Origin of the sequence: Croceibacterium sp. TMG7-5b_MA50 (assembly GCF_039830145.1) — a bacterium.
Lineage (GTDB): Bacteria > Pseudomonadota > Alphaproteobacteria > Sphingomonadales > Sphingomonadaceae > Croceibacterium.
The window spans coordinates 1672079-1698810 of sequence record NZ_CP156082.1 but is presented as its reverse complement, the minus strand read 5'-3'; the positions used below and the strand labels follow the sequence as shown (position 1 = coordinate 1698810).

Sequence of the window (26732 nt, the reverse complement as noted above, 5' to 3'; positions counted from 1 at the left end):
TCCCCCGAAAACCTCGCGGGCGGATGTGCTGGCCACATCTCTGCCCGCCTTGCACATCAGTCGTCGGCGCCGCCCCACAGCAGCGCGTTGAACAGGAACTTGAACGTGCCGTAGGGCTGCGCACGCTGCGCCACTTCCGGCCCCATCAGCAGCAGGCGTCCCTCACCCACGGGCACGTCGGCCACGGCCATCGTCCCGGCCAGCCGCTCCTGACCCACGGCCCAGCCGCTGCGCAGCAGGTCACGCCCTTCGAACCACGATGCGGGCCGGATCGTCGATGCCGCGCCGGTTTCGGGTTCGGTCACGAAGGTTTGCGAATTGGCGAAGAACATGTCGATCTCCGCCGGCATGCCGAAGCCGAGCGGCTGGGTATTGTCGACGCGGGCACGCAGGATCGAGCCGGGAATATAGAACTCGGTCGGCTCCAGCGTTCGCTCCGCCCCATCGACCTCGCGTGCCAAGGCGGCGTGCAGCGGCGTGTCCAGCAGCTCGGCGAAGCGGGTCGCGCTACCCATCGCCACGACCGCGCCGCCGCCGTTCACGAAGTTCGAGACGGCAGGCACCGTCTTCGCATCGGTGATCGCGCCCAGCATCGGTCGCATCTCGCGCGGGGTGTCCGCTTCTTCCGGCTGGCGCGGAGCGCGGCCGCCGCCCCATGCACCGGCTGCCGGCAAGGTATCGTCGGTGAACAGCAGCACGTCGTAATCGCGATCGATGTTTCCGGCGTCCAGGCGTTGCGGGAAGACCTGCGCGAAATCGAATTCGAACTGTTCCAGCAGCCAGCGGGTCCAGCCTGCCGGCATCAGCCCGCCCCACTGGTCCACCAGCCCGATGCGCGTGGCTTTCAGCGCGATGCTGTCGCCAGCGGGCGCCGCGGGCAATGCATGGGCGGTGATCCCCAGCGGCCCCACGCCTGCCTCCACGATACGGCGCGCTTCCGCACTGGCGGGCACCCAGATCGCGCCGGGCTGCAGCGTCACGCCTTCGGCACTGGTCGCGGCCTCCATCCATGATACCGGCACGCCGGCCTTCAGCAGACGGTTGGTCAGGATGAAGCTGTTGTTGGTCTCGTGCCCGACCAGCCAGCCGGCATCACCCTGGCCCACGATGCTGCCGGCGGGCGGCGTCATCACGTCCGCCACCGGTGCCAGCGCGGCGACGGCGGCGGGATCCAGCCCGTCCAGCACCCGGTCGAAGCCGATGCCCATCTGGTAGGCCAGCGTGTAGCCGGTGATGTCGTAGGGCGCCTTCGGCGGACCGCCCGGATATTGCGTGTCGTGCGGGTGGTGCTGCGGCTCGAACATGTCGAGCACGAAGGGGCGGTATGCCTGCGCCGTCCGCACCACGAACGATCCCGCCGGATAGTTGCGGCCATTGGCGGTAAAGGCGCTTGCCGCCCGGTCCACCTCGATACCGTTCTTGATCAGCGCGTTCACGAAAGTGACGGCGGTCGGCAGATCGTGCTGCTCGGCGGAGATGATGTAGGCACGCGGATCACGTTCCGCCGGGTCCTGCGCCAGCGGGCCGTAAAGTGCCGGGTCGATCCGCTTGGGACCGCGCCATGCCCGTTCGCTGTCCGATTGCCGCAGGGGCGCGGCGGCCTGCATCCGCTCCACCACGACCGGGTCCATGGTCCAGCTGTCCTGGCTGCCGCGCGCAATGCTGTTCGCGCCCATGCGCCAGATGTTCAGCAGCAACCGTTCCTTGTTGCGGCTGGCATAGTCCAGCACCGCGCGGTTGAGCGAATACTGGTAATCCAGCGTGTCCTGCAGGTGCCACGGACGCGGCGCGATCGGCATTGGCTCGTCATTGCGGGGCATCTGCGTGTCCGGCACCAGCGGTACCGTCGTGGGGGTGGGGCCGCCGATGATCTCCGTCAGCAGGCCGATCGAATTATGGAAGTAGTTGATCGACCGGACCATACCGTTGTTCCAGGTCGAATAATTGGCGACGCTGCGCGTACCGCCGCCAGGCTTGCCTTCCTCGATCAGGCGCGACTGCATTGCGTGGCCGACCTCGCTCAGCTCCGCCATGACCAGCGGGTCGTAGTTGAAGTTGAACGGATCGCGGAACGGCGGAATGAACACCACCATCCCGTCCGGCCCGGTCTGGTGCTGGTTGAACACGATCTGCGGGTACCACTGGCGGAACAGCACCCGGTTGATGTTGGCCGTTTCCGATAGCTGCGACATGTAGCTGTCGCGGTTGTTATCGTGGCCGACATATTTGTGGTACAGGCGCGGCAGCGTGGCGAATTCGCGCTTCTCCGGATCGGCGTGACGCATGTACCAGTCGCTGACCAGTTCCATCCCGTCCGGATTGTCATGCGCGAACAGGATGATGCAATCGTCCAGGATGCGCAGCGTTTCCGGATCGTTCTGCGTCAGCATGCGATGCAGGACCTGGATCTGGCCCTGCGACGTCACCGTCTCCGTCGCGTGCAGCCCGGCATCGATCCACACGATCGCCTTGCCTTCACCCGCCAGTCGCTGCGCTTCCGCCTCGCTCACCCGCCCGCGCGCCAACTGCTCCGCAATGCGGCGATATTCGTCGGCACGGGCGAGGTTCGCGGGGGAGGAGACCACCGCCATCCACTGCGTGCGCCCTTCTTCCGACCGTCCGAAGTCCACCAGCTGCATGCGATCGGAGGTCGCGGCCAGCCGCTGCAGATAGGCCTCGTACTGGGTGTAGTCGGCAAGGAAGTAGTCGCTGCCGATCGGCTGCGGAAAGAATGTGTCGGGCGCTGGGATGGCGGAGGCGGAACCAGCCGAGGAGGCGGCTGCCGCACCGTCCTGCGCCCGCACCGGGGGTGCACCGGCCAGCAAGGCCTGGCCGAGCAGGGTTCCGGCAAGCAGCAGCGGGCGAAGCGTCATGCAATCATACTCCAGCGCAAGTTGAAGACGTGACCGTCAGACGCGCACAGATCGGGCATGAAGCGGCAGCGTGCTGCCCTGAAAGGCCCCCCGATCTGATCTGCACCCCTGCCAGACCAAATCTTGCACAAAGATAGTAACCAAAGTGATTTTTGATCGTCTAACCAGTGTGCGTGCGGCATAAACTTGCGTTCAACAGCGCTGTCAACGAATTTGTTAAACTTTGATGACGAGCGCGCGGCTGCCTCGCTGCGCGGCAGGGCGCAGACGTGGCATAGGTCCATGCTGTCGATAAGGACGACTCCGCCGCGCCCATGCCGGGAGATCGGCAGGGCCGATTGGGCGGGACTGGATGATTATGCCGGCGTGAACCGGGGGCGAGGTGCGCCCGCAGGCAAGGAGATGATCTCTGCCGATACTACCTGGTGCGGTCGAGAAGACTCGAACTTCCACGGGCTTTCGCCCACAACGACCTCAACGTTGCGCGTCTACCAATTCCGCCACGACCGCAGGTTTGGCCGCACGCATTTGAGGCGTCCGGCCGGGTAGGAGCGCGCGCCTAGCAAATGGTCCGGGGGTCTGCAAGCACGATGGCGCGCTCAGACCGGCTTCCAGCCGATCTCCGCCACGCGGGCCGATCGCGGCACGTCCGTGACCGCTTCGCGTACGGCGACGCTCTGCCCCGGTGCCAGGCGGCGGCGGGGCGGGGCGACTTCCCAGCTGTAGACGATGCGGTCGCGCGCATCGCGCAGCACGATCAGGATCGGCGGTACGTCGGCGGTGCTGTCGGTGCGGTTGGTAATGGTGCCGCTGGCGCCGAAGAACTCCGTACCGTCCGGCAATTGCTGCCATTCCTGCCGGTCAGGTGGGAAGTCCAGCTCCAGCCCGGGCTTGCCGGCGGCAAAGGTCGCGCGGGGCAGCGGCAGCCAATCGGGCGCTCCCCACCATTTCACCGCGGCGAAGCTGGCGCCGCCCAGCGCCAGCAGGATGATCGCCGTCCATGCCCACAGGCGCCGCCGGCCGGAACGGTCGCGTGGCGGCACGGGCGCCGGCACAGGTTCGGGTGGGGCTTCGACATCGTCGACGGGATCGACAGGGGCGATCTCCTCGACCGCGGTTTCCACCTCCGGCTCGGGCCGTGGCTGAAACCAGCTTTCGCCGCACTTGGCGCAACGCACGGTGCGGCCTTCGTCCGGGATCGCCGTTTCCGACACCTGGTAGCGCGTTGCGCAGGCGGGGCACTCGATCATCATCCTGGCCGGTCTCTAAGGCGACCGTGTCGCGGCAACAAGCGGTCGGCCGCGCCCGAGCCGCTCCGCCGCCCTTTTTTCCACATCGATCCGCCGTTATAGCCGCGCGCACCGATGTCGCGCCGCTCGCCCGCCCTTGTTCAGCCATGCCGGAGGGGCCGGTGATCCGGCGTTTCTTGGCCGCGCTGCTGCTTGTCTGGCTGCTGGGCTTCGTCCTGTTCGCCGTGGCGCTGCCCAAGCCCGCACCTGACGAACGGACCGACGCCATCGTCGTGCTGACCGGCAGCGGCGGACGGATCGAGCGGGGCCTGGCCCTGCTCCAACAGCGGCAGGCGCCGCGCCTGCTGGTGACGGGGGTCGCCGAACAGGTGCGCCCGGGTGAATTCGCCGCCGAATACGACGTGCCCCCCGCGACGATGCGTTGCTGCGTGACCCTGGGCTTCGCCGCCCTCGATACCCGCGGCAATGGGCTGGAGACGGCGCAATGGGTGAAGGAGCAGCAGGTTCGCACCCTGCGGCTGGTCACGACCGACTGGCACATGCGGCGCGGCGCGCTGGAGCTGGAGGCCGCGTTGCCGCCCGACGTGGTGGTCGTGCGTGACGCGATCCGCTCCGAACCGTCGCTGTTCATCCTGCTGCTCGAATACCATAAACTGCTGGCGGCGTGGGTCATGGTGCGGGTGGTGCGCGGCGCATGAACCTGCTGCGGTCGGTGGCGTTCTACGTGGCGTTCTACTGCGCCACCGCCGTGCTGGTGAGCCATGCTCTGGTGGTTGCGCGCTGGGCACCGCGTCACCTGCCGGTCGTGGTGCGCCGCTGGTCCCGCGTGCATCGCTGGTGCCTGGCGCGGCTTGCCGGGATCCATGTGCGCGTGGAAGGCAACCGGGCGGAGCAGCCGGTTCTCTACGCACTTCGGCACGAGGCGTTCTTCGAGGCGATCGACCTGCCCTGCCTGCTGGACCGGCCGGCGATCTTCGCCAAGCGGGAGCTGTTCGACCTGCCGGGCTGGGGCCGCGTGGCGCGCAGCTACGGCCTGGTGCCCGTGTATCGGGAGGCGGGGGCGAAGGCGTTGCGGGCCATGCTGACGGAGGCGCGGCGCATGGTGGCGGATGGCCGGCCCCTGGCGATCTTTCCCGAAGGAACCCGCACGGCGCATGGACAATCGGCGCTGCTGCGGCCGGGTTTCGTCGGCATCTACAAGGCGACCGGGCTGCCGATCGTGCCGGTCGCGGTGGACAGCGGGCCGCTGTATCACCGCTGGATCAAGCGGCCGGGCACCATCACCTTCCGCTTCGGTGCGCCCATCCCGCCCGGCCTGCCGCGGGCTGAGGTGGAGCAGCGGGTACTCGCCGCCATCAACGCGCTGAACGGATAGCGCCGAACCTCAGCGGACCGGCAGGTGCAGTTCGGCCCTGAGACCGAGCAAGCGGCCATCACTGTCGCGGCGATTGGCAAGGCGCAGCGCGCCGCCATCCTGCTCGGCAATGGCACGGGCCAGGGTCAGGCCGAGACCAGCGCCGCCGGTGCCGCGATTGCGCGATGTCTCTCCCCGTGCGAACGGCAGCAGCATCGCATCCTGCGCGTCCTCCGCAATGCCCGGCCCGTCATCATCCACCCGCACCACCGCGGATGTGCCCTCGCGCTGGAGCGAGACCCGCGCCCCGCCGCCATAGCGCACGGCGTTGTCGACAAGGTTGCGCACGGCGCGACGCAGCCACAGCGCGCGCAGCGCCATGGGCAAGCGGTCGGCCTCCTCCAGCGTGACCGGCTGGCCGAGATCCTCGTACTCCTCCACCACCGACTCCAGCAAAGCGGCCATGTCGGTGCGCTCCGGCTCCTCCCCCGGCCGGCCCACGCGGGCAAGCCAGAGCATGTCGTCGAGCGAGTGGACGATGTCCTCGATCGTGGCGGCCATGCGCGCGCGTTCTGCGGTGTCGGGTACGCTTTCGATCCGGACGCGCAGGGCCGCGAGCGGAGTCTTGAGGTCGTGGCCGATTGCGCCCAGCATCACGTCCTTCTCGTCCAGCAGGGCGGCGATGCGCGCCTCCATGGCGTTGTGCGCCACGATCAGCCGACGCATATCCTGCGGCCCCGTGGGTGCGAGCTGGCCGGACAGGTCGCGCGTGCGCGCAAAGTCCTCCACTCGCGTGGTCAGTGCCGCCAGCGGCCGGGTAATCCGGCGCAGCAGCAGCGCGAGGCCGCCGACCAGCACGACATACAGCACCAGGGTCTGCAGCGCGAGACGGCTGATCCGCCATTGATCACCCTGGGGCAACGGCACCCGCGCGACCGTCCAGCTCGTCTCCCCGTCGCGGCGCATGGCGGCGAGCAGGAAGGGGTAGTCGAGCCAGTCATAGGCCTCCGGACGCCCACGTTCCGCCAGTTGCTGCATCACCCAGCCATCCTGCCGCCACGTCCGGCCCGTCACCACCAGTTCGACCGGGGCGATGTTCTGTTCGGCGAGGATAGCGGTGAGCGCCTGTTCACGCGCCCCGTCGCGGCTCTCGCCCGGTAGCAGGGGGGAGGTGTCGGTGCGCTGGATGCGCAGCCGGGTCCAACGCGGCGTGTCGCGGTGCCGGTGTCTTTGCCCGAACACCATGCGCGGTTCGGCCACCAGTTGGAAGGCGAGCGCGTTCATGGCACGCGATTCCGCCCGCTGCCGCGCCGCCTGCACCTGCAGCACGGCGGACAGGCCCTGCGCCACCAGCAGTGCGGCTGCGACGGCGAGCAGCATCTGACCCAGCAGGCTGCGTGGCCACAGGCGTGACGAAAGCGCGCGCAATGGCTCAGGCGCCGCCATCGGACCGGCGCGCGGGCTGCCCCATCCGCCGAACGTCCGCAGCCAGGCGATAGCCGCCGCCCCACACGGTCTGGATCAGGCGCGGATCGCGGCTGTCGGCTTCCACCTTGCGGCGCAGGCGGCTGATCTGGTTGTCCACCGCGCGGTCGAACAGATGCGCCTCCCGCCCCTGCACCATGTCGAGCAGCCGGTCGCGGTCGAGCACCTGGCGCGGATGCGTGAGGAAGGCGACCAGCAGCCGGAACTCCGCCGAGGAGATCGGCACCACCGTACCTTCCGGATCGGTCAATCGACGCTTCAGCGGATCGAGCCGCCATCCCTCGAACTCGTACAGCGCATCCTCCTCCGCCAGGGTAGGCGCGCGGGTGGCACGGCGCAGGACGGAGCGGATGCGGGCGACCAGCTCACGCGGTTCGAACGGCTTCACCACGTAATCGTCGGCGCCGATCTCCAGCCCGATGATCCGGTCGGTCGCCTCGCCACGCGCGGTCAGTAAGATCACCGGCAGCTCCCGCGTTTCCACCAGGTGGCGGCACAGCGACAGGCCGTCTTCGCCCGGCATCATGATGTCGAGCAGAACCAGGTCAGGCCGTTCCTCCACCAGGGCACTGCGTGCGCGGGCGGCGTCGGGCGCCTGCCGCACGACGAACCCCTGCCGGACCAGATAGTCCGCCAGGGGTTCGCGCAGCGTAGGCTCGTCATCAACCAGCAGCAGGCGGATGGGTGCCGGTTCCGGGGGCGGGGCGGTCATGCCTTACTGGATGGTGGTGGGCGGCCCGCCCGTGCGGCCGTTGCGCTGACCCCGCGCGGCGCGGCGCTCTTCCTGCGTGACGGTGCCGTTGCGGTCCGCGTCGGCGCGATCGAACAGGGCAAGGGCGTTGGCGACGAAGTCCGCGCGCGTCATCGGCCGGGCCTCTTCGCTGCCAGTCGCGGGCGGCGGCGCCACGTCGGGAACCGGGCCGCGCAGGCGACCTTCCTGTGCGCGGCGGCCGCGAGCCGGCATCCTGCTCGCTTCCTCCGCGCTCAACTGACCATCGCCATCGCTGTCCATCCGGGTGAACAGCTCTGTCGCCCGCTGTTCGGCCTGCTGACGGGTGGTATCGGCCATCATCCGCATCCTGTTGTTCTGTAGCGTGGACTGGGGGTCCGGCGCGGCGTTCTGCGCGACGGCGGGCATCGCCAGCAGCGCGGCGGCGGCTGAGCCGAAGGCGAGCAGGGACATGATCTTCACAGCGGGTCTCCCGCAAGGGGTCGAAACGGGCGAACAACGGGGCACCGGAAGGGGAGGGAGGGGTCGGAACCCGGCGCCCCGCTGTCCATGCAACGTCATCTACGGCCCGAAGGTATCATCCCTGTGCCGGAATGCGCGATAAGTGTCGCACTTTGTCGCCTGCCGGCATGTACGTTCACCCGCCTGCAAGCGTCACAGGGGGGCACAAGCCGCGTCCAGCCAGCCGAGAGCCGCGCCGTCCAGCTGCGGGGCGAGCAGTGCGTGGGTGCGCACATGATAGCTGTTCCACCAGGCGATCTCCTCCGGCGACAGCAAAGCCGGTTCCACCAGGGTGCGATCGATCGGTACGAAGGTCAGCGTCTCGAACCCGAGCCATTGACCCTCATCGTCCCGCGGCACCACCAGCAGCAGGTTTTCCGTCCGGATGCCGTAGGCGCCGGCTTCGTAATAGCCGGGCTCGTTCGACAGGATCATGCCGGACAGCAGTTCCTGCGTGGTGCCGGCCTGGCCGCCGCGCAGGCGGGCGATGCGCTGCGGCCCCTCGTGCACCGCCAGGAAGCTGCCGACGCCGTGACCGGTGCCATGGGCATAATCCGCCTGATCCATCCACAGGTACTGGCGGGCGAGCACGTCCAGCTCCCCACCGATCGTGCCGGCGGGGAATACCTGCCGGTCGAGCGCGATGTGCCCCTTCAGCACGCGGGTGAAGCGATCGCGCTGCTGCGCGGTCGGCTGGGTGCCGGCGGCGTCCGGAACCCATACGGTGCGGGTGATGTCGGTCGTGCCGTCATCATACTGGCCGCCCGAATCGACCAGGTAGATGCTGCCGGGCCGGATCGGCAGGTTGCTGCCCTCGTCCACCCGGTAATGCGGCAGCGCCGCATGCGGCCCGGCTGCGGAGATCGTGTCGAAGGACGTATCCCGCAGCAGGCCCGTCGCCTGCCGGAAGGCAAGCAGGCGCGCTACGGCCGACAGCTCCGTCTCGCCGCCGCCGGGCACCTCTGTCGCCAGCCAGTGCAGGAATCGCGCGATCGCCGCCCCGTCCCGTGCCTGTGCCGCGCGTTGCCCCGCCTGTTCGGCCGGGTTCTTCTGCGCCTTGGCGATGATCGTCGGGTCGCTTTCCGCCACGACGGTCGCGCCGGCCTCCTCCAGCGCCTGCGTGATGGCGGCCACGCCGAAGGATGGGTCGACCAGCACCCGCTGGCCGCCAAGCCCGGTCAGCGCGCCGGCGAAGTCCGCCCGGTCGCGCACAATTACCGCGTTACCCAGATGCCGCAGCAGCTCCGCCCCGGTCTTCTCGGGCGCGATGAACAGGTCGGCGGTGCCATCCGCGCGGGCGACGACGTAGGACAGCGCGACCGGCGTATGATCGACGTCGGTGCCGCGGATGTTCAACAGCCACGCCACGGAATCGAGCGCACTGACGATCGCCGCATCCAGCCCGCGGGCACGTAAGCCCTCCGCCAGTTCGGCGCGCTTGTCGGCGCTGGAGCGACCCGCCAGCGCCTCGTCATAAGGCAGCGCCGGGGCGGGGGAGGGGGCGGGGCGATCCTGCCAGATGGCGTCCAGCGGATTGTCCGCCACCGCGACCAGCTCCATCCCCGCTGTCGCCAGTACACGCGCGGCGTTCTTCACCCACCCGGCAGTGTGCAGCCAAGGGTCGTAGCCGATGCGCGCGCCGGCCGGCGCCGTCGCGGCGATCCAGCGCAGGGGGTCATCCTTGGGCACGCTCATGTGCCGGAACAGCCGGCTGTCGACCTGTTCGCGCACCTGGATGGTATACCGCCCATCGACGAACACCGCCGCGTCATCCGCCAGCACGACCGCGCTGCCCGCGCTGCCGGCGAAGCCGGTCAGCCAGTGCAGGCGCTGCGCATAGGCGCCGACATATTCGCTCATGTGCTCGTCAGCGATGGGCACGATCCAGCCACCCAGTTGCCGACGCGTGAGTTCCGCGCGCAGCGCCTCCAGCCGGGCCTCGTGCGTGTGCATCAACATCGTCGGATCGTCCTTGCTTGCGGTGGCCATGGCGCGGTCATAGATGCCCGCCATGGATGATGCCAACACCAGCGGCACGCTAGCCGCCTCCTCCGCCGCTCCGGTCGCCGCCAAACGCCCCAGTTCCGTTACCCATCACGGCATTACCGTCGCGGACGATTACGCCTGGCTGCGCGACCCCGGCTACCCGGAAGTGACCGATCCGCAGGTGCTGGCGCATCTGGCGGCGGAAAATGCCTGGTTCGAGGCGAAGATGCAGCCGCACCGCCCGGCGGTGGACACCCTGTTCGCCGAGATGCGCGCCCGCATCAAGGAAGCGGACAAGTCGGTGCCGCAGAAGGACGGCGATTGGCTGTACTGGATCGAGTACGAGGAAGCCGCCGAATACAAGAAGTGGTGGCGCAAGCCCGTCGCCGGCGGTGATGACGAGCTGATCCTGGACGAGGTCGCGCTGGCGGACGGCAAGGATTACTTCCGCCTGGGCGCGATCAGCGTCAGCCATGATGGCACCATGCTCGCCTATTCGGTGGATGATGACGGGTCCGAACGGTTCGACGCCCGTATCAAGGTGCTGGCGACGGGCGAGCATCTCCCCGACACGATCGAAGGCACGTTGTCCGCGCTGATCTGGGTCGCGGGCGATACCGGCCTCGTCTATTCGCTGGCGAACGAGCAGTGGCGGACCGACAATGCCCGGCTGCACTGGCTGGGCCGGCCGCTGGCCGAGGATGTCGAGCTCTACCACGAGGATGACGAGGGATTCCGCGTCAGCGCGGGCCTGTCCGCCAACGAAAAGTGGCTGATCATCGGCACCGGCGACCATGAGACCAGCGAGGTGCGGCTGGTGCCCGCCGCCGATCCGCTGGCGACACCCGTGCTGGTGCGGGCCCGCCAACCGGGCGTGGAATACGACGTCGACGAGCGGGACGGCGTGCTGTTCATCCATGCGAACGACACGCACGAGAACTTCCGCCTCGCCACGGCGCCGCTCGACCGGCCGGGCGACTGGACCACGCTGATCGAGGGCACCGACCAGTTCTATCTGACCGGGTTCGACCTGTTCCGCGACTTCTACGTCACGGAAGGGCGGCTGGGCGGCCTCGACCGGCTGGAGGTGCGCTATTACGATGATCCGGCGCGGGTCGAGCCGGTGGCGTTTCCGGAAGACACCTACAGCGCCGGGTTCGGCAGCAACCCCGAATGGGCGATGGACGCGCTGCGCGTCAGCTACGAAAGCATGGTCAGCCCGGCCAGCACCTTCGACTATCATGTGGCGGAGCGGCGGCTTGAGCTGCTGAAGGTGCAGGAGATCCCAAGCGGTTATGACCGCGATCTCTATGCGACAGAGCGGCTGGAGATCACCGCGCGCGATGGTACGGCGATACCTGTCAGCGTGGTGTACCGGCGCGATCGGCAGGGGGCAGGGCCGCTGCACCTGTATGGCTACGGCGCCTACGGCATCGCGATTGATCCCGGCTTTTCCACCACGCGGCTGAGCCTGGTGGATCGTGGCTTTGCCTATGCCATCGCGCATATCCGCGGGGGCGATGATCTGGGCCGCGCCTGGTACAAGGCGGGCAAGCTGAAGCAGCGGACCAACACGTTCAACGATTTCGTCGATGTGGCAAAGGCGCTGATCGAGCGGGGCTTCACCCAGGCGGGCCGCATCAGCATCTCGGGCGGGAGCGCCGGGGGCGAACTGATGGGCGCCGTGATCAATTCCGATCCGGAGCTGTGGGGTGCGGTGGTCGCGCATGTGCCGTTCGTGGACGTGCTGGCGACCATGCTGGACCCGGACCTGCCGCTGACGCCCGGTGAGTGGCCGGAATGGGGCAACCCGATCGAGGACAGGCAAGCGTTCGAGCTGATCCGCAGCTACAGCCCTTACGATCAGGTGCGCGCGCAGGATTACCCGCCGCTGCTGGTGACGGCCGGCCTCAACGACCCGCGCGTCACCTATTGGGAGCCGGCGAAGTGGGTCGCCCGGCTGCGCGAGCTGAAGACCGACAATAACGAGCTGCTGCTGAAGACGAATATGGGCGCGGGCCACGGCGGCAAGTCGGGCCGGTTCCAGAGCCTGGAGGAGACGGCGGAGGAGTTCGCCTTCATCCTGTGGCAGCTGGACGTGCCGGTCTGACATGGCCCACCGCTTCACGATGCGGTTCGTCGCCGGGGCGGAGCATATCGACGAGCTGGGCCATGTGAATAACGCCGTGTGGGTGCGCTGGATGGAGGAAATCGCCACCGCGCACTGGCAGGCCGACGCCCTGCCGCAGGATGTGGAGCGATATGCCTGGGTCGTGACCCGGCATGAGATCGACTATCGCGGCAACGTGGCCGCCGGGGCCGAGGTCACCGCGGTGACCGAGATCCGTGAGCCGCCGACGGGCGCCCGGTTCGACCGCCACGTCACCTTCAGTGATGCGGGCGGGCGCGACCTGGTCCGCGCCCGTACCACCTGGGCGATGATCGATCGCGCGACCGGCCGGCTGATGCGGGTGCCGGCAGAGGTGGCGGAGCCATTCCTGCCGCCGGCCTGACACGCGTTCAGGCCAGCGCCTCGTCCAGCGACAGTGCGTCATAGCCCAGCTCCCGGGCGACCGCTGGGTAGGTGACGCGACCGTCGTGGACGTTCAGCCCGTTGGCGAGGTGCGGATCCGCCCGCAGCGCCTCGCGCCAGCCCAGATCCGCGATGCGCAATGCATGGGGCAGGGTAACGTTATTGAGCGCGTAGGTGCTGGTGCGCGCGACGGCGCCGGGCATGTTGGCGACGCAGTAATGCACGATACCGTCGACGATGTAGGTCGGATCGTCATGCGTGGTCGCGCGGCTGGTTTCGAAGCAGCCGCCCTGATCGATGGCGACGTCCACCAGCACGGCACCGGCCTTCATGCGTGGCAGCATGTCCCGGGTCACCAGCTTGGGCGCGGCGGCGCCGGGGATCAGCACGGCGCCGATCACCAAATCCGCCTCCATCACGGCGTCCTCCACATTGGCGGTATTGGCGAAGCGGGTCTTGGCGCGCGCCTCGAAATAGGTGCCGACGCGTTCCAGCACCTCGGGGCTGCGATCCAGGATCGTCACATCGGCACCAAGACCGGCAGCCATCTGCGCGGCGTTGAAGCCGACCACGCCGCCGCCGATCACCGCCACCTTGCCCGGCAGCACGCCCGGCACGCCGCCCAGCAGCACGCCGCGTCCGCCATGTGCCTTCTCCAGCGCGGTGGCGCCGGCCTGGATGCTCATTCGCCCGGCCACCTGGCTCATCGGCTTAAGCAGCGGCAGTGCACCGCCGGCGCCGGTCACCGTCTCGTAAGCGATGCAGGTCGCGCCCGACTTCACCAGGTCCGCGGTCTGATCGGGATCGGGGGCGAGGTGGAGATAGGTGTAGAGCAACTGACCGGGATGCAGCATCGCGCGCTCCTCCGCCTGGGGCTCCTTCACCTTCACCACCATCTCGCATTCGGCGAAGATCGCCTGCGGTCCCTCCACGACCCGGGCACCGGCCGCACGGAACGACGCATCGTCGGCACCGATGCCGAGACCGGCGCCAGCCTCCACCCAGACTTCATGCCCGTGCGCGACCAGTTCCTTGACGCTTTCGGGGGTCAGACCGACCCGATACTCGCGGTTCTTGATTTCCCGGGGGCAGCCGATGCGCATGTCGTATCCTCTTCAACCTGCTGGTTTATGCCGCCGGACATAGCACGACGCAGATTACGTGCGGACAACAAAAAAACCCGGCGGCGCAATTAAGCACCACCGGGCAATGGGAAAGTTCGTTGCGGGGTCAGGCCAGCGCGGCGGCCAGCGGCTCCTGCGCTGGCACATCTCGCGCCGTGATCAGCTCCACGGTGCACCCCTGCTGGCGGCACCGCTTCAGCGAGTCGGTCAGCAATTCGGACACGGTATGGTCGATAAAGCTGACATTGGTGGTATCCACCATCACATGGCCGGTGCTGGGCAGCCGGTCGATCATGGCGGCAACCTTGTTGATCGAGATCAGCGTCGCCTTCCCGGTCATGACGATCTCACGCCGCTCCGGCGTCGGCTGACGTTCCTCGATCCGCAGGCCGATGCCGCGCATGTGCGGGACCAGTTCCAGCACAGTCAGTGCCAGGCCGACCAGCACGCCGGTCAGCAGGTCCACCGTCACCACCAGGGTGAAGGTGACGATCCAGATCAGCGCGGGCAGCAGGCCGTAGCGGGAGAACAGGTGACGCACCTCCGACACCTTGACCAGCTTGTAGCCGGTGATGACCAGCACGCCGGCCAGCGCCGCCAGCGGCACCACCGCCAGCACGAACGGCAGCAGCGCCACGAAGGCGAGCAGCCATACGCCATGCAGGATGGTGGAGGTGCGGGTCATGGCCCCGGCCTGCACGTTGGCGGAGGAGCGGACGATCACGCCCGTCATCGGCAATGCACCGACAAGACCGCACAGCAGATTGCCCACGCCCTGCGCGCTCAATTCCTTGTTGTACTTGGACTGCACCCGATCCTGCATCCGGTCCACCGCGGCGGCCGAGAGCAGGGTCTCCGCGCTGGCGATGAAGGCCAGCGCCAGCGCCAGGCCGATGATTGTCGGGTCGGCCATGCTGGCGAAGGTGTCACCGCTGGCGAGCGTCAGGCCACCGACGATGCTGTCGGGCAGCTCGATCTTCTTGACCATCAGGCTGCCGGCCGCGGCGACCGCCGTGCCTGCCAGCACGCCGACCAGCGCGCCGGGGATCAGCCGCAGGTTTCCGGGCTTGAACTTGTCCCAGCCCAGCATCGCGCCGATCGTCACCAGGCCCACGATCAGCGCATGGGTCATGTCGGTTTCCAGCGCGAAGTAACGCGCCGGCAGGCTGATGAGGTTGGTGAACCCGTCGCTCAGCGGGGAGCGGTCGATCAGGACGTGCAATTGCGCCAGCAGGATAACCGCGCCGATGCCCGCCAGCATGCCGTGCACCACCGCCGGCGACACGCCGCGGAAGTAATTGCCCAGCCGCAGCGCGCCACCGGCGAATTGCATCAGGCCAGCCAGGACCAGCACCGGGCCGAGGATCGCCAGCCCGTTCTCCTGCACCATGTCATAGACCAGCACCGCCAGCCCCGCGGCCGGGCCGCTGACCTGCAGCGGAGACCCGGCAATGGCGCCCACCACCAGCCCGCCGATGATGCCCGTCACCAGCCCCAGTTCTGGCGGTACGCCGGATGCGATGGCGATGCCAAGGCACAGCGGCATCGCGACCAGGAACACCACGATGGAGGCGGCGAAGTCGCGTCCGAACGTGGCCCGGGGGCTGGTGGCCGGCGCAGTCGCGACGGGGGTGGCGGCGTGGGCCATCGGATCAGGCAGCCACTTCGCTGATGGACGCAACCTTGCGTTCACGCCGCGGCACGGCGATCGGCATGTCGTCGCCCGCCTTGAATTCGCGGAACGAGCCATTGCTGTCGAGCGCCTGGATCGATCCGCTTTCGATATCGAAGTACCAGCCGTGCAGCTGCAGCCTGCCCGCTGCGAGACCGGCCGCGACGGAGGGGTGGTTCTGCAGGTGGACCAGCTGGATGGCGACGTTCTCCTGCGTCAGCGCCTTCACCTGACCGTCCTTGTCGAGGTGGCCGTAGCAGGCCTTGACCACTTCCATCGCGGTTTCGGAGTAGGACAGCCAGGCCTTCACGTTGGGCATGGCGTCCAGCGCCTCGGGATTGAACATCCCCTTCATCGCGCCGCAGTCCGAATGGCCGCACACGATGATTTCCGTCACCCCCAGCGCCATGACGCCGAACTCGACGGTGGAGGACACGCCGCCATTCTTGACCGCGACCGGCGGCACGATGTTGCCGGCATTGCGGCACACGAACAGGTCACCGGGATTGGCTTGCGTGATCAGTTCGGGAACCACGCGGGAATCCGCGCAGCTGATCATCAGGTACTTGGGGCTTTGTCCATTGCGGGCGAGGGTATGGAACAGCTCCTGCTGCTGCTTGTACACCTCACCCTGAAAGCGGGCGACGCCGCTGCCGATTTCCATTGCTGCTCTCCGTGTATGGGCGGCCATCCAGGGGGAGGCGGCACTTGCCCTTGCTACATGAAATGCATGCCTCCCATTGCTGCAATGCAACGCGCACGTAACAAAGTGTTGCTGCGGCCGCGCTGGGCTAACGGTCCAGCGGCAGGAATAGCTCCGCACGCAGCCCGGGCGTCGCATTGCCGAGTTGCAATGATCCGCCATGCTGCTGCGCCACCCGCTCCACCACGGCGAGGCCCATGCCCATGCCGGCGGTGTCCCGCGCACGCGCCAGATCACCGCGGAAGAACGGCGCGGTGACATGCGGCAACTGCTCGGCCGGGATGCCGGGACCATGGTCGCGCACGGCGATGATCGCGTGGGCGCCGTCCGTCCGCAGCGACAGGACGGCATCCCCGGCGTAGCGGAAGGCGTTCTCCACCAGGTTGGTCACCGCCCGCCGGATCGCGCCCGCATCCACCGTAGCATGCAGCGGCGCCTCCACGCCCATTGTGTCGACATGATGTCCCACCGCCTCCGCATTGGCGGCAACGGAGCGGAGCAGCGCGGCAAGGTCGGTGCGCACCGGTGTCTGCCCGTCGGCACCATGTGAAAGGTAGGTCAGCAGGGAATCGAGCATCGCCTGCATTTCCGCCAGATCATCCTGCATGGCTTCCTGGTCGCCTTCGCGCAGGCGTCCGTGCAGCCGCAGCTTCAGGCGGGACAGGGGGGTGCGCAGGTCATGGCTGACCGCCAGCAGCGCCTCCGTCCGGCTGTCGATCAATTCGCCGATGCGGGACTGCATCGCATTGAACGCCTCCGCCAGGCGGCGCATCTCCTGCGGGCCGCCCGGTTCGATCAGGATCGGCTGCGGGGACAGGCCGATGCGGTCGGCGGCGGACGACAGCGCCCGCAGCGGTGCGGCCATGGTCCTGACCAGCAGCACGGCAACCAGCAGGACCGCCGTGGCAAGCATCACGAGCGAGGCGATCCAGCGTAGGGATGCATGCCAGTGGCTGACCGGCTCACGCGATCGGAACAGTATCCAGCTGCCGTCATCGGTCCGGACGCCGCCTTCCAGCCGGCGTCCGCCGAACTTGCCCTGCGACAGGCCGACCCGCAGCGCATCCTTCTGCAGCGTCGGTTCCCAGTCGAGCATGGCGGCCAGCGCGGCGCGCGTGACGTCGGATTGCGGGCGCACGGGCGGCGCGGTGGCCGAGGCGGCAAAGGCGACATGGCGGGTGGACAGGCCCGGCGCGGCCTTGGCCCGTACGGCGGGCGGCAACGGGCCCAGCACCTGTTCCGCGGCGACGACCTGTTCCGCCACGCGCTGCGCCTGGCCGGTGCGCAACAGCAGCCGCTCCGCCTCCCCGAACACCAGCACGGTGCCGGCGAACTCCACCAAGACCGCCACCAGCAGCACCAGCGTGATGCGGCCGGTCAGACTGGCGGGCCAGAGATGGACCCGGCTCATCGCCAGGCGCTCATTGCCGTTCGATGCGGGGCGTGAACATGTAGCCGGCGCCACGCACCGTCTTGATCAGCGCCTCCCCGCCATGCTCGCCCAGCTTGGAGCGGAGCCGGCTGACCAGCACGTCGATCGAGCGGTCGGACGCGCCCGACATGCGCTTGCGCGATTGTTCCAGCAGGTATTCGCGGCCAACGACCCGCTGGGCGGAACCGATCAGGGTCAGCAACAGGTCGTATTCGGCGCCCGACAGGGGCACTTCCTGACCTGCCGGTGCGAACAGTTCACGCCGTTCCTCCACCACGGTCCACCCGTCGAACGTGATGCGCCGGCGCTTGTCGGCGGGCGCCTGCACGGCGCCGCTGGTCCGGCGCAGCACGGCCCGCACGCGGGCCACCAGTTCGTCCGGGCCGAAGGGCTTGGACAGGTAATCGTCCGCCCCCAGTTCCAGCCCCACGATGCGGTCGGTCTGCTGGCCGCGCGCGCTGATGATGATGATCGGCATCGCGCTGTTCGCGCGCACCCGGCGGCAGATGTCGAGCCCGTTGGTGCCGGGCAGCATGATGTCGAGCACCAGCAGGTCGAACCCGCCGCCATCCAGCAGCGGCTGCATCTCCGCCCCGGAGCCCACGCCCACCGTCTCGAAGCCGTAGTCGCGCAAGGTCCGCCCGATCAGCAGGCGGAGCGGCCCGTCATCCTCCACGATCAAGATTTTCATATATCCCCTCTGCCCGTGGTGCGACTTGGCGACAAGGCCGGAACGCCTTGTCGTGTCCTTCGCGCTGCGGCACACTGGATGCGGGACAGAGGATGGAACGGGTCGTATGCCGACAATGCTGCGCCAATTTGTGTTAGCGCTAACCTTCGTGATCGTCGCCACGGCGCAGGCTCACGCGCAGGCGGATCTCCCGCGGCTGGAGCGGCGCGGTGAGGCGACGCAGCTGATCGTGGATGGTGCGCCCTACCTGATCCTGGGCGGGGAGACGGCGAACTCCTCCACCAGTGACCTCACCTACATGGAAACGGTCTGGCCACGGCTGAAGGCGATGAACCTCAACACCGTGCTCGTGCCGGTGGCATGGGAGACGATCGAGCCGCAGGAGGGGCGGTTCGACTGGCGCAACCTGGACGGCATGCTAGCGGCAGCGCGGCAGCATGACCTGAAGCTGGTGCTGCTGTGGTTCGGATCGTGGAAGAACACCTTCTCCTCCTACGCGCCCGGCTGGGTCAAGCGGGACCAGTCCCGCTTCCCGCGCGTGGAACTGAGCGACGGCCGCGGGACGGAACGGCTGTCGCCATTCAGTGCGGGGGTGCGCGAGGCGGATGCCCGCGCCTATGCGGCGCTGATGCGGCACCTGCGGCAGGTGGATGGCGTGCGGCAGACCGTCCTGATGGTGCAGGTGGAGAACGAGGTCGGCGTGATCCCGCAATCGCGCGACCATTCCGCCGTGGCGGAGGCGGCCTTTGCCGGACCTGTCCCTTCCGCCTTGACCACTCACCTGGCGGCGAACCGCACGACGCTGAACCCCGACCTGCGCACCGCGTGGGAGGCCGCCGGCGGACGGATGGAGGGTACCTGGCAGGAGGTGTTCGGCAGCGGGTCGATGACCGACAGCCTGTTCATGGCCTGGCACTACGCCACCTTCGTGGAAGTGGTGACCGCCGCCGGGAAGGGCGAATACGCGCTGCCCATGTTCACCAATGCCGCGCTGATCCGGCCCAATTACGAGCCCGGCCAGTACAATTCGGGCGGACCCCTGCCGCATGCGATCGACATCTGGCAGGTCGGCGCGCCCTCGCTCGATTTCGTGTCGCCTGACATCTATTTCGACGATTTCGGAACCTGGGCGGCGCAATATGCCCGCCCCGACAACCCGCTGTTCGTGCCGGAGGCGCGTGGCGGGCCGGACGGGGCGGCGAACGCGCTCTATGCCTATGGCTCGCTGCGGGCGATCGGCTTCTCGCCCTTCGGCATAGATGGCGCGGCGGCCCCGCCGGCGGCGGGCGATGCCAGCATCGGCGTGGGCACCGGCAATGCGGACGACCGCGCGATCGCCGGCCTCTATGCCCGGCTGGCGCCGCTCGCGCCGCTGCTGCTGCAGAAGCAGGCCGAGGGGCAGGCCCATACGCTCATCATGGAGGGTGCCGCGCAGCGCGCCGGGCGCATGCGGCTGGGTGATTACACGGTCAACATAGTGCGCGCGGAAGGTGCGGACGGGCGGGTCGATCCGAACAGCCGGGTCGCCGCCATGTTCCTGCAGACCGGACCCGACAGCTTCACCGTGGTGGGCAGCGGCGATGCCGTGGTCACCTTCACCGCCGATACGCCCGGACCAGCCATCGTGGGGCTGGACAGCATCGATGAACTGGTACTGCGTGACGGACGGCTGGTACGGGGGCGGCGGCTGAACGGCGACGAGAACGGGCAGGGCCAGGTGCTGCGGCTGCACGCCCGCGACGGGGCTGAGGGCCGGGTGCACGAGGTGAAGCTGTACCGTTATCGGTAAGGTGCTTGCGGGTCCTTGACGGCGGGGTGCCGAGCGGAACAAATAGAGAACGTTCCTGTTGCGAGTCGTTGTGCCCCATCCTGTTCCCACCCTTGCCGAGCTTCGCGAGAGCGTGCGGCTGATCTCCGGCGAGAAGCGGGAGCGGCCGGTCCTGCCGTTCGGGATCGACCGGGTTGATGGCCGGCTGGCGGATGGCGGCATGCGGCTCGACGCGCTGCACGAGGTGTCGTGCCGTGGGCAGGGGTGGGGGGATGACGCGGCGGCCGTGCTGTTCGCCGCCGGGATCGCCGCCCGTTCGCAGGGCGAGGTGCTGTGGGTGGTGCGCGGGCGGGACCTGTTCGCACCCGGCCTGTACCAGGCGGGCCTTGCCCCGGCGCGGGTGATCTATGCCGAGGCACGCGACGATGCCGAATTGCTCGCGCTGCTGGAGGAAGGGCTGCGGCATCGCGGCCTCGGCGCCGTGGTGGGGGAGGCGCGCCGGCTGCCCATGGCGCAGGCCCGGCGGCTGCAACTGGCGGCGGAAGGTGGCGGGACGATTGCCCTGCTGCTGCGCCGCCCGGCCCGCAATGGCGCCGACCCGCTGGCCGCACCATCCGCCGCGGTGACCCGCTGGCGCGTGGCCCATGCCCCATCCTTGCCCGTGCCGTGGGACGGCCTGGGCCGGGCATGCTGGCACCTGCAATGCGTCCGCCAGCGCGGCGGCGATCCGTTCGAACTGGTGGTGGAGGGATCGGATGAAGCGGGTCGCCTCGCTCTACCTGCCCAGCTGGTCGATCGACCGGCTGCGCAGGTCGGAGCGCCGGCACGCGCCGCCGTCGGCTGAAGCTGACGGCCGTGCGGCCTTCCACGCCATCGGTGCCGATGCGGCGGCGGAGCGTGCACAGCACTGCTCCGTCCCGAAGGAGGGCGGCTGGCGACCCGGCGCGCGCTGGGCACGCAGCGACCCCGACGCTGGCAGCAGCGGAACTGGCAGCGGCCTGGCCGACACGCGCGAGCAGGTTGAGGCGGCGATCGAGGCGCTGCCTGCCCATCGCCGCCCGCCCCAGCGCGAACTGGGCCGCGTCAGCAAGGCGGCGGACAATCCGTTCAGGGGCGGGCCGTCCCGCAAGGGATTGAGCCACCCGCCGGAGGAGCGGCTCGCCGCGCCTGCCCCACTTCGCGAGATGGCGCGCCGGACGGAAGGCGCGGAACCCTTGTTCCGCCCCGGCACGCGCGGCTGGCTGGGGGAGGATCTGCAAACGGCGGTGAACAACCTGCCCACGCATCAGCGCCCCCGATCGGGCGAGCTGTCGCGCAAGACGGAGGTGATCGACAATCCGTTCGGCCTCTGCCCCGATGATGTCGGCCCGAACCTCGGCCATGGCCGGCCCGACGTGCCGCCGCTGCGCTTCCCGGGGGAGGACGCGCCGGCAAAGGCGGGGCGTGGCGCGGCGCTGCGCCAGTTCGCCGCCATGCCGCCGGTGCATGGTCCGGGGGAGGATGTGGTGGTCCGCCGCCAGATGAAAGCGCCCAAACGCAGCGCGCGCGATGGCCATGGGGGGGAGGCCGGCTATGTCGCGCCGCCCAATGTGGCGCAAAGCCTGAAGCAGCTGGCGGCGATGCCCGCGGTGCAGTTCCCCGGTGAAGGGCCGCATCCCGACAATCATGGCCGCAGCGAACCGACCGCGCCCACTTACGGGCAGGGCCGCTTCTTCCAGACCGGCCGCACGCTGGCGAGCGTGGTCGCGCGCGTATGCCGTGATGAGGAGGCAGACGGCCTCGCCGTGACGCCGATTGACGAGCCGCCATTGGTGACGGTGCGCAAGACCGGCCCGCGCGTGGAGGTCGCCGCCGCCAATGCCGCTGCGCTCAGCGTCGGGATCGGTCCGGGTACTGCGCTGACCATGGCGCGCGCGCAGGTGCCGGGACTGGAGGTGCGCGAGGCCGATCCGGATGGCGATGCGGCAGCGTTGCGCACTTTGGCCGAACTGCTGGCGCGCCGCTGGGCACCGAACGTCACCATCTCCGACGCGGATGGCTTGTTCATCGACCTGACCGGGGTCGCACACCTGCATGGCGGGGAGGCGCGCTTCTGCCGCCGGCTGCTGCGCCTGCTGGCCCGCCACGGCATCGCCGCGCGGGTGGCGGTGGCGGACACCGCCGGCGCGGCCTGGGCGCTTGCCCGCTTCGGCGCGGCGGAGGCGGCGCAGATCCTCCAGCCGGGCCGTCAGGCGGAGGCGCTGGCGCACTTGCCGGTCGCCGCCCTGCGGTTGGAGCCGCGGGCGCTGGAGCTGCTGGCGCGGTTGGGGGTGGACAGCGTGGGGCAGCTCGCCGCCATGCCGCGCGCACCGCTGGTGCGCCGCTTCGGCCGGGCGGTGGCGGACCGGATCGACCAGGCCTGGGGCCGCGTGGCCGAGCCGTCCGAACCGGTGCTGCTGCCCACCCGCGTGGTGGTGGAACAGCGCTTCGCCGAACCGATCGCCACGCCGGAGGCGATCGCCCATTGGCTGGACGAACTGATGCGCCGGCTGGCGGTGGAGCTGGCGAAGGCGGGGCAGGGTGCGCGCAGCGTGGAACTGGTCGCCGCGCGGGTGGACGGCGTGCCGCAAAGGCTGCGGCTGGGCTTCGCGCGGCCGACCCGCGATGCGGTGCACATGCTGCGCCTGACGTTGCGCCGGATCGAGGAGATCGAGCCCGGCTACGGCATCGATGCCATGGCGCTGCATGTGCGCCGGGCCGACCCCTTGGGTGCGCAATCGCTGGCACCCACGCTGGCGGAGGAGGCCGCGCCCGATCTCGCGCCGCTGATCGACGCATTGGCGAACCGCATCGGGGCCGAGCGGCTGTGGCGCGCGGCCCCGGTGGAAAGCGACGTGCCCGAACGTTGCTGGACCCGCACCGGCCCGCTCGACCCCGGACGCGGGCGTGCGGCGATGCTGCGCCCCGATGATGTCCGCCGGCTGGATACACGTCCGCCCGACCACCCCTGGCACCCGCGCTGGCCGCGCCCCGTCTGGCTGCTCGCCCGGCCGGAACGGATCGACCACGTCATCGCGGAGATGCCGGACCAGCCGCCGCGCCGCTTCACCTGGCGCGGCACCAGCCACCGCGTTGTCCGGGCGGAGGGGCCGGAACGGGTGACGGGCGAATGGTGGCGCCGCGTGCCGGAACGGCTGGCGGTGCGCGATTACTACCGGGTGGAGGACGAGGCGGGCCAGCGTTTCTGGCTGTTCCGCCGCGGCGACGGTGTCAGCGCGGAAACCGGCGATCTCAGCTGGTTCATCCACGGGCTGGGTGATTGAGGCATGGCCTATTCCGAACTGCAGGTCTCGACCCATTTCTGCTTCCTGCGCGGCGTATCCTCGTGCGAGGAGCTGTTCTCCACCGCGTCGGAGATGGGCCTGCCCGCGCTCGGCATCACCGATCGCAACTCTGTCGCCGGCATCATCCGCGCGATGGTCGCGGCGGAGGAGGTGGCGGCGCAAGGCAGCCCGGTGCGGATGGTCGCGGGCTGCCGGCTCGACCTCGTCACCGGGGCATCGCTGCTGGTCTGGCCGGAGGATCTGGCCGCATGGAGCCGGCTGACCCGGCTGCTGACCCTGGGCAAGGGCCGCGCCCGCCCGGACCGGGGGGAGAAGGGCCGCTGCTTCCTTCACTGGGAGGATGTGGCGGAATACTCCACCGGCCTCGTCGCCGCGCTGGTGCCGGATGATGACGGTCCGGACGAAGGCGCGCTGCGCTGGATGGCGGACCTGTTCGGCGACGGATCGGGCGATCCGCGGGGCCATGTCTGCCTGACGCAGCGCCGCCGGCCGGACGATGCCCGCCGGCTGCATGCGGCGGCGCTGGCGGCGCAACGGTTCGGCCTGACGCCGCTGGTGACGGGCGATGTGTTGTATCACGAACCGGAGCTGCGGCTGCTGCAGGACGTCGTCACCGCCATCCGGGAAAAGTGCACCATCGACGAACTGGGCCTCAGGCGCGAACGCTCCGCCGACCGTTGCTTGCAGCCGCCGGGCGAGATGGCCCGCCGCTTCGCCCGCTTCCCGCAGGCGCTCGCGGCGGTGGAGGGGGTGGTGGAACGCTGCACCTTCTCCCCGCGCGACCTGAAGGACCAGTACCTCTACCCGGAGGAGACGGTCATCACCGGGCAGACGCCGCAGCAGGCGTTGGAGAAGCTTTCCACCGCCGCGCTGACGAAACGCTTCGCCGGCGATCCGCCCCCGGCCTATCGCACCCTGCTGGCCAAGGAGCTGGGCCTCGTCGCCAAGCTGAATTACGCGGCCTACTTCCTGACCGTTCATTCCATCGTGAAGTATGCCCGCAGCCAGGGCATCCTGTGCCAGGGGCGCGGCTCCGCCGCCAATTCGGTGATCTGCTTCGTGCTCGGCATCACCTCCATCGACCCCGTCCTCCACGAATTGCTGTTCGAACGCTTCCTGTCGGAGAACCGGGCCGAGCCGCCCGACATCGACATCGATTTCGAGCATGAGCGGCGGGAGGACGTGATCCAGTGGATCTACGAGACCTACGGCCATGACCATGCCGCGCTGACCGCCGTGGTCAGCCGTTTCCGCGCGCGTGGCGCGGTGCGGGAGGTGGGCAAGGTGCTGGGCCTGCCAGAGGACATGACCGCAGCCTTGGCCGGGCAGGTCTGGGGCTGGTCGGAGGAAGGCGTGGCCGACCGGCACGTCGATGCGCTGAACCTCGATCGCGGCGATCCGCGGCTGGCGCTGACGCTGGAACTGGCGCGCAAGCTGATCGGCACGCCGCGTCATTTGTCGCAGCATCCCGGTGGCTTCGTGCTGACCCGCGACCAGCTGGCGCGGCTGGTGCCGATCGAGCCTGCCGCCATGGTCGATCGCCAGGTGGTGGAATGGGAGAAGGAGGATATCGAGGAGGCCGGCATGATGAAGGTCGATATCCTCGGCCTCGGCATGCTGGGCTGCATGCGCCGCGCCTTCGACCTGCTGGAACGGCACAAGGGGCTGCACCTGACGCTGGATCATCCGGCCTTGCAGACCGACGACACGGCGACCTTCGCCATGATCCAGCGGGCGGACACGCTGGGCGTGTTCCAGATCGAAAGCCGCGCGCAGATGGCGATGCTGCCGCGGATGCTGCCCGAAGAATTCTACGACATCGCCATCCAGGTGGCGATCGTGCGGCCGGGCCCGATCCAGGGCGACATGGTCCACCCCTACCTCAAGCGGCGGGAGCAGAAGCGTAAGAACAAGGATATAGAGTTCGACTATCCCAGCCCGGCGCTGAAGGCGGTGCTGCAGAAGACGCTGGGCGTCCCCTTGTTCCAGGAACAGGCGATGAAGGTCGCCATCGAAGGCGCCGGCTTCACCCCCGCCCGCGCGGACGAGCTGCGCAAGGCGATGGCGACGTTCAAGTACACGCAGGGTGTCGGCCAGTTCAAGGAGGAGCTGATCGCCGGCATGGCCGCCAAGGGCATCGGCCCCGACTTCGCCGAACGGCTGGTGAAGCAGATCGAAGGCTTCGGGTCCTACGGCTTCCCCGAAAGCCACGCGGCGTCCTTCGCCAAGATCGCCTATGCGTCCAGCTGGATGAAGTGCCACCATCCGGACGTGTTCTGCTGCGCGCTGCTCAACGCGCAGCCGATGGGGTTCTACGCCCCGGCGCAGATCGTGCGCGACGCGCGCGAGCATGGGGTGGAGATCCGGCCGGTCTGCGTCATCGACAGCGGCTGGGACACGGAACTGGTGGATGGCGAAGGGACGGGGGGCATGCTGCCGCTGCGCCTCGGCATGCGGATCGTCCACGGCGTGTCCGCCACCGATGTGGCGCGGATCATGGCCGCGCGTGACCTGACCCCGTTTCGCAGCGTGGAGGATCTGTGGCGCCGTTCGGGCGTGCCGCTCGCCACGCTGGAGAAGCTCGCCAAGGCGGACGCCTTCCACGCGCTGGGCCTGAACCGGCGGCAGGCGCTGTGGGCGATCCGCGGCCTGGGGGAAACGCCGCTGCCGCTGCTGGAGGCGGCCGAGCGGCGGGAGGAGCCGGTCAGCCTGGTGCCGCTGACCGCGGGGCGCGAGGTGGTGGAGGATTACCGCGCCACGCAGCTGACCCTGCGGCAGCATCCGCTGTTCTTCCTGCGCGACCGGCTGGCACGGCAGGGGGTGATTGCGTGCGAGGCGTTGCGCGCCACCAAGGACGGGCGCCGGGTGGAGGTCGCCGGCATCATCCTGGTCCGGCAGAAGCCCGGCAGCGCCAAGGGGGTGCTGTTCATCACCATTGAGGACGAGACGGGCGTCGCCAACATCATCCTGTGGCCCGACCGGTTCGAGGCGCAGCGCACGGTGGTGATGTCATCCGCCATGATCAGCGTGACCGGCGTGGTCCAGCGCGACGGGTCCGGCGGGAATGCCGGCACGATCCACATCATCGCCGACCGCATCCACGACCGTACGGCCATGTTGCGGGAGGTGGGGGAGATCGACCTGCCGCGCCTGACCAGCCGGGGCGATGGCGCGACCCATGCCGGATCGCCCGACCGCGGCGATCCCGGCTGGAAGAAGCGCGTGCGCAGCGATTACCACCGGCCGTTCCGCACCGGCTGCGACCCGGAGGATGTGATCCCGATCAAGAGCCACGACTTTCACTAGA

Annotated in this window: 19 protein-coding genes and 1 tRNA gene; 8 read left to right on the top strand and 12 right to left on the bottom strand. The window is 69.1% G+C overall.

Annotated elements, in window-relative coordinates; translation table 11 throughout:
* Positions 1-56 precede the first annotated feature (56 nt).
* The 3 genes from V5740_RS08195 to V5740_RS08185 form a co-directional block, all read right to left on the bottom strand.
* Positions 57-2873 (bottom strand): M14 metallopeptidase family protein, encoded by a 2817-nt coding sequence (locus V5740_RS08195; RefSeq protein WP_347302006.1) that lies wholly within the window; start codon positions 2871-2873, stop codon positions 57-59.
* A 423-nt stretch (positions 2874-3296) separates the two neighbouring features.
* Positions 3297-3383: transfer RNA gene (locus V5740_RS08190), tRNA-Leu, on the bottom strand.
* Between the two features lie 89 nt (positions 3384-3472).
* The gene (locus V5740_RS08185; RefSeq protein ID WP_347302005.1) at positions 3473-4126 is read right to left on the bottom strand and encodes a zinc-ribbon domain-containing protein; all 654 of its coding nucleotides are present in this window, start codon (positions 4124-4126) and stop codon (positions 3473-3475) included.
* A 158-nt stretch (positions 4127-4284) separates the two neighbouring features.
* Here V5740_RS08185 and V5740_RS08180 point away from each other — a divergent pair, with 158 nt between their 5' ends.
* Complete coding sequence (locus tag V5740_RS08180) at positions 4285-4821, top strand: YdcF family protein (protein ID WP_347302004.1); 537 nt, start codon at positions 4285-4287, stop codon at positions 4819-4821.
* The gene (locus V5740_RS08175) at positions 4818-5498 is read left to right on the top strand and encodes a lysophospholipid acyltransferase family protein (protein WP_347302003.1); all 681 of its coding nucleotides are present in this window, start codon (positions 4818-4820) and stop codon (positions 5496-5498) included. Before V5740_RS08180 ends, V5740_RS08175 begins: the two co-directional genes overlap by 4 nt.
* A gap of 9 nt (positions 5499-5507) precedes the next feature.
* Here V5740_RS08175 and V5740_RS08170 read toward each other — a convergent pair whose 3' ends face one another.
* The 4 genes from V5740_RS08170 to V5740_RS08155 form a co-directional block, all read right to left on the bottom strand.
* Positions 5508-6857: an ATP-binding protein gene (locus tag V5740_RS08170; protein ID WP_347302002.1), complete on the bottom strand. Its 1350-nt coding sequence runs from the start codon at positions 6855-6857 to the stop codon at positions 5508-5510.
* A gap of 52 nt (positions 6858-6909) precedes the next feature.
* A complete protein-coding gene (locus V5740_RS08165) occupies positions 6910-7674 on the bottom strand; it encodes a response regulator (protein WP_347302001.1) in 765 nt (254 codons plus the stop codon).
* Between the two features lie 3 nt (positions 7675-7677).
* Complete coding sequence (locus V5740_RS08160; RefSeq protein ID WP_347304478.1) at positions 7678-8145, bottom strand: EF-hand domain-containing protein; 468 nt, start codon at positions 8143-8145, stop codon at positions 7678-7680.
* A 201-nt stretch (positions 8146-8346) separates the two neighbouring features.
* Positions 8347-10152 carry an aminopeptidase P family protein gene (locus tag V5740_RS08155; protein ID WP_347304477.1) on the bottom strand — a complete coding sequence of 602 codons (1806 nt, stop codon included), beginning with the start codon at positions 10150-10152 and terminating at the stop codon, positions 8347-8349.
* A gap of 52 nt (positions 10153-10204) precedes the next feature.
* Between V5740_RS08155 and V5740_RS08150 the strand changes: the two genes are divergently transcribed.
* Together V5740_RS08150 and V5740_RS08145 are read left to right on the top strand one after the other, a co-directional pair.
* Positions 10205-12289, top strand: coding sequence for a S9 family peptidase (locus tag V5740_RS08150; protein ID WP_347302000.1), 2085 nt, complete (start codon positions 10205-10207; stop codon positions 12287-12289).
* Position 12290: 1 nt separating this feature from the next.
* A complete protein-coding gene (locus V5740_RS08145; protein ID WP_347301999.1) occupies positions 12291-12692 on the top strand; it encodes an acyl-CoA thioesterase in 402 nt (133 codons plus the stop codon).
* A 7-nt stretch (positions 12693-12699) separates the two neighbouring features.
* Here the strand turns inward: V5740_RS08145 and ald are convergent, their stop codons facing one another.
* The 5 genes from ald to V5740_RS08120 all read right to left on the bottom strand — a co-directional run bounded on the left by ald (position 12700) and on the right by V5740_RS08120 (position 18334).
* Positions 12700-13815, bottom strand: coding sequence for an alanine dehydrogenase (gene ald / locus V5740_RS08140; protein ID WP_347301998.1), 1116 nt, complete (start codon positions 13813-13815; stop codon positions 12700-12702).
* A gap of 127 nt (positions 13816-13942) precedes the next feature.
* Entirely contained in the window at positions 13943-15484 is a 1542-nt protein-coding gene (locus V5740_RS08135) for a SulP family inorganic anion transporter (protein WP_347301997.1), read from the bottom strand.
* 4 nt (positions 15485-15488) lie between these two features.
* A complete protein-coding gene (locus V5740_RS08130) occupies positions 15489-16172 on the bottom strand; it encodes a carbonic anhydrase (protein ID WP_347301996.1) in 684 nt (227 codons plus the stop codon).
* Positions 16173-16299: 127 nt separating this feature from the next.
* On the bottom strand, positions 16300-17622 hold the full coding sequence (locus V5740_RS08125; protein WP_347301995.1) for an ATP-binding protein: 1323 nt from the start codon (positions 17620-17622) through the stop codon (positions 16300-16302).
* Positions 17623-17632: 10 nt separating this feature from the next.
* On the bottom strand, positions 17633-18334 hold the full coding sequence (locus V5740_RS08120; protein ID WP_347301994.1) for a response regulator transcription factor: 702 nt from the start codon (positions 18332-18334) through the stop codon (positions 17633-17635).
* A gap of 130 nt (positions 18335-18464) precedes the next feature.
* On the opposite strand from V5740_RS08120, the gene V5740_RS08115 reads away from it, so the two are divergent.
* From V5740_RS08115 to V5740_RS08100, 4 genes are all read left to right on the top strand, one after another.
* On the top strand, positions 18465-20123 hold the full coding sequence (locus tag V5740_RS08115) for a DUF5597 domain-containing protein (RefSeq protein ID WP_347301993.1): 1659 nt from the start codon (positions 18465-18467) through the stop codon (positions 20121-20123).
* Between the two features lie 121 nt (positions 20124-20244).
* Positions 20245-20946, top strand: coding sequence for a protein ImuA (locus V5740_RS08110; RefSeq protein ID WP_347304476.1), 702 nt, complete (start codon positions 20245-20247; stop codon positions 20944-20946).
* Positions 20858-23404 carry a DUF6504 family protein gene (locus V5740_RS08105; RefSeq protein ID WP_347301992.1) on the top strand — a complete coding sequence of 849 codons (2547 nt, stop codon included), beginning with the start codon at positions 20858-20860 and terminating at the stop codon, positions 23402-23404. Before V5740_RS08110 ends, V5740_RS08105 begins: the two co-directional genes overlap by 89 nt.
* Before the next feature lie 3 nt (positions 23405-23407).
* Entirely contained in the window at positions 23408-26731 is a 3324-nt protein-coding gene (locus V5740_RS08100) for an error-prone DNA polymerase (protein WP_347301991.1), read from the top strand.
* Position 26732: the final 1 nt, after the last annotated feature.

What these genes read in the sequence shown, in the direction of transcription:
- V5740_RS08125 (WP_347301995.1), bottom strand. Translation starts at nt 17,622, where the DNA reads ATGAGCCGGGTCCATCTCTGGCCCGCCAGTCTGACCGGCCGCATCACG.
- V5740_RS08170 (WP_347302002.1), bottom strand. Translation starts at nt 6,857, where the DNA reads ATGCTGCTCGCCGTCGCAGCCGCACTGCTGGTGGCGCAGGGCCTGTCC.
- V5740_RS08175 (WP_347302003.1), top strand. Translation starts at nt 4,818, where the DNA reads ATGAACCTGCTGCGGTCGGTGGCGTTCTACGTGGCGTTCTACTGCGCC.
- V5740_RS08150 (WP_347302000.1), top strand. Translation starts at nt 10,205, where the DNA reads ATGGATGATGCCAACACCAGCGGCACGCTAGCCGCCTCCTCCGCCGCT.
- V5740_RS08195 (WP_347302006.1), bottom strand. Translation starts at nt 2,873, where the DNA reads ATGACGCTTCGCCCGCTGCTGCTTGCCGGAACCCTGCTCGGCCAGGCC.
- V5740_RS08145 (WP_347301999.1), top strand. Translation starts at nt 12,291, where the DNA reads ATGGCCCACCGCTTCACGATGCGGTTCGTCGCCGGGGCGGAGCATATC.
- V5740_RS08120 (WP_347301994.1), bottom strand. Translation starts at nt 18,334, where the DNA reads ATGAAAATCTTGATCGTGGAGGATGACGGGCCGCTCCGCCTGCTGATC.
- V5740_RS08105 (WP_347301992.1), top strand. Translation starts at nt 20,858, where the DNA reads ATGAAGCGGGTCGCCTCGCTCTACCTGCCCAGCTGGTCGATCGACCGG.
- V5740_RS08165 (WP_347302001.1), bottom strand. Translation starts at nt 7,674, where the DNA reads ATGACCGCCCCGCCCCCGGAACCGGCACCCATCCGCCTGCTGCTGGTT.
- ald (WP_347301998.1), bottom strand. Translation starts at nt 13,815, where the DNA reads ATGCGCATCGGCTGCCCCCGGGAAATCAAGAACCGCGAGTATCGGGTC.
- V5740_RS08160 (WP_347304478.1), bottom strand. Translation starts at nt 8,145, where the DNA reads ATGTCCCTGCTCGCCTTCGGCTCAGCCGCCGCCGCGCTGCTGGCGATG.
- V5740_RS08135 (WP_347301997.1), bottom strand. Translation starts at nt 15,484, where the DNA reads ATGGCCCACGCCGCCACCCCCGTCGCGACTGCGCCGGCCACCAGCCCC.
- V5740_RS08185 (WP_347302005.1), bottom strand. Translation starts at nt 4,126, where the DNA reads ATGATGATCGAGTGCCCCGCCTGCGCAACGCGCTACCAGGTGTCGGAA.
- V5740_RS08155 (WP_347304477.1), bottom strand. Translation starts at nt 10,152, where the DNA reads ATGTTGATGCACACGCACGAGGCCCGGCTGGAGGCGCTGCGCGCGGAA.
- V5740_RS08130 (WP_347301996.1), bottom strand. Translation starts at nt 16,172, where the DNA reads ATGGAAATCGGCAGCGGCGTCGCCCGCTTTCAGGGTGAGGTGTACAAG.
- V5740_RS08100 (WP_347301991.1), top strand. Translation starts at nt 23,408, where the DNA reads ATGGCCTATTCCGAACTGCAGGTCTCGACCCATTTCTGCTTCCTGCGC.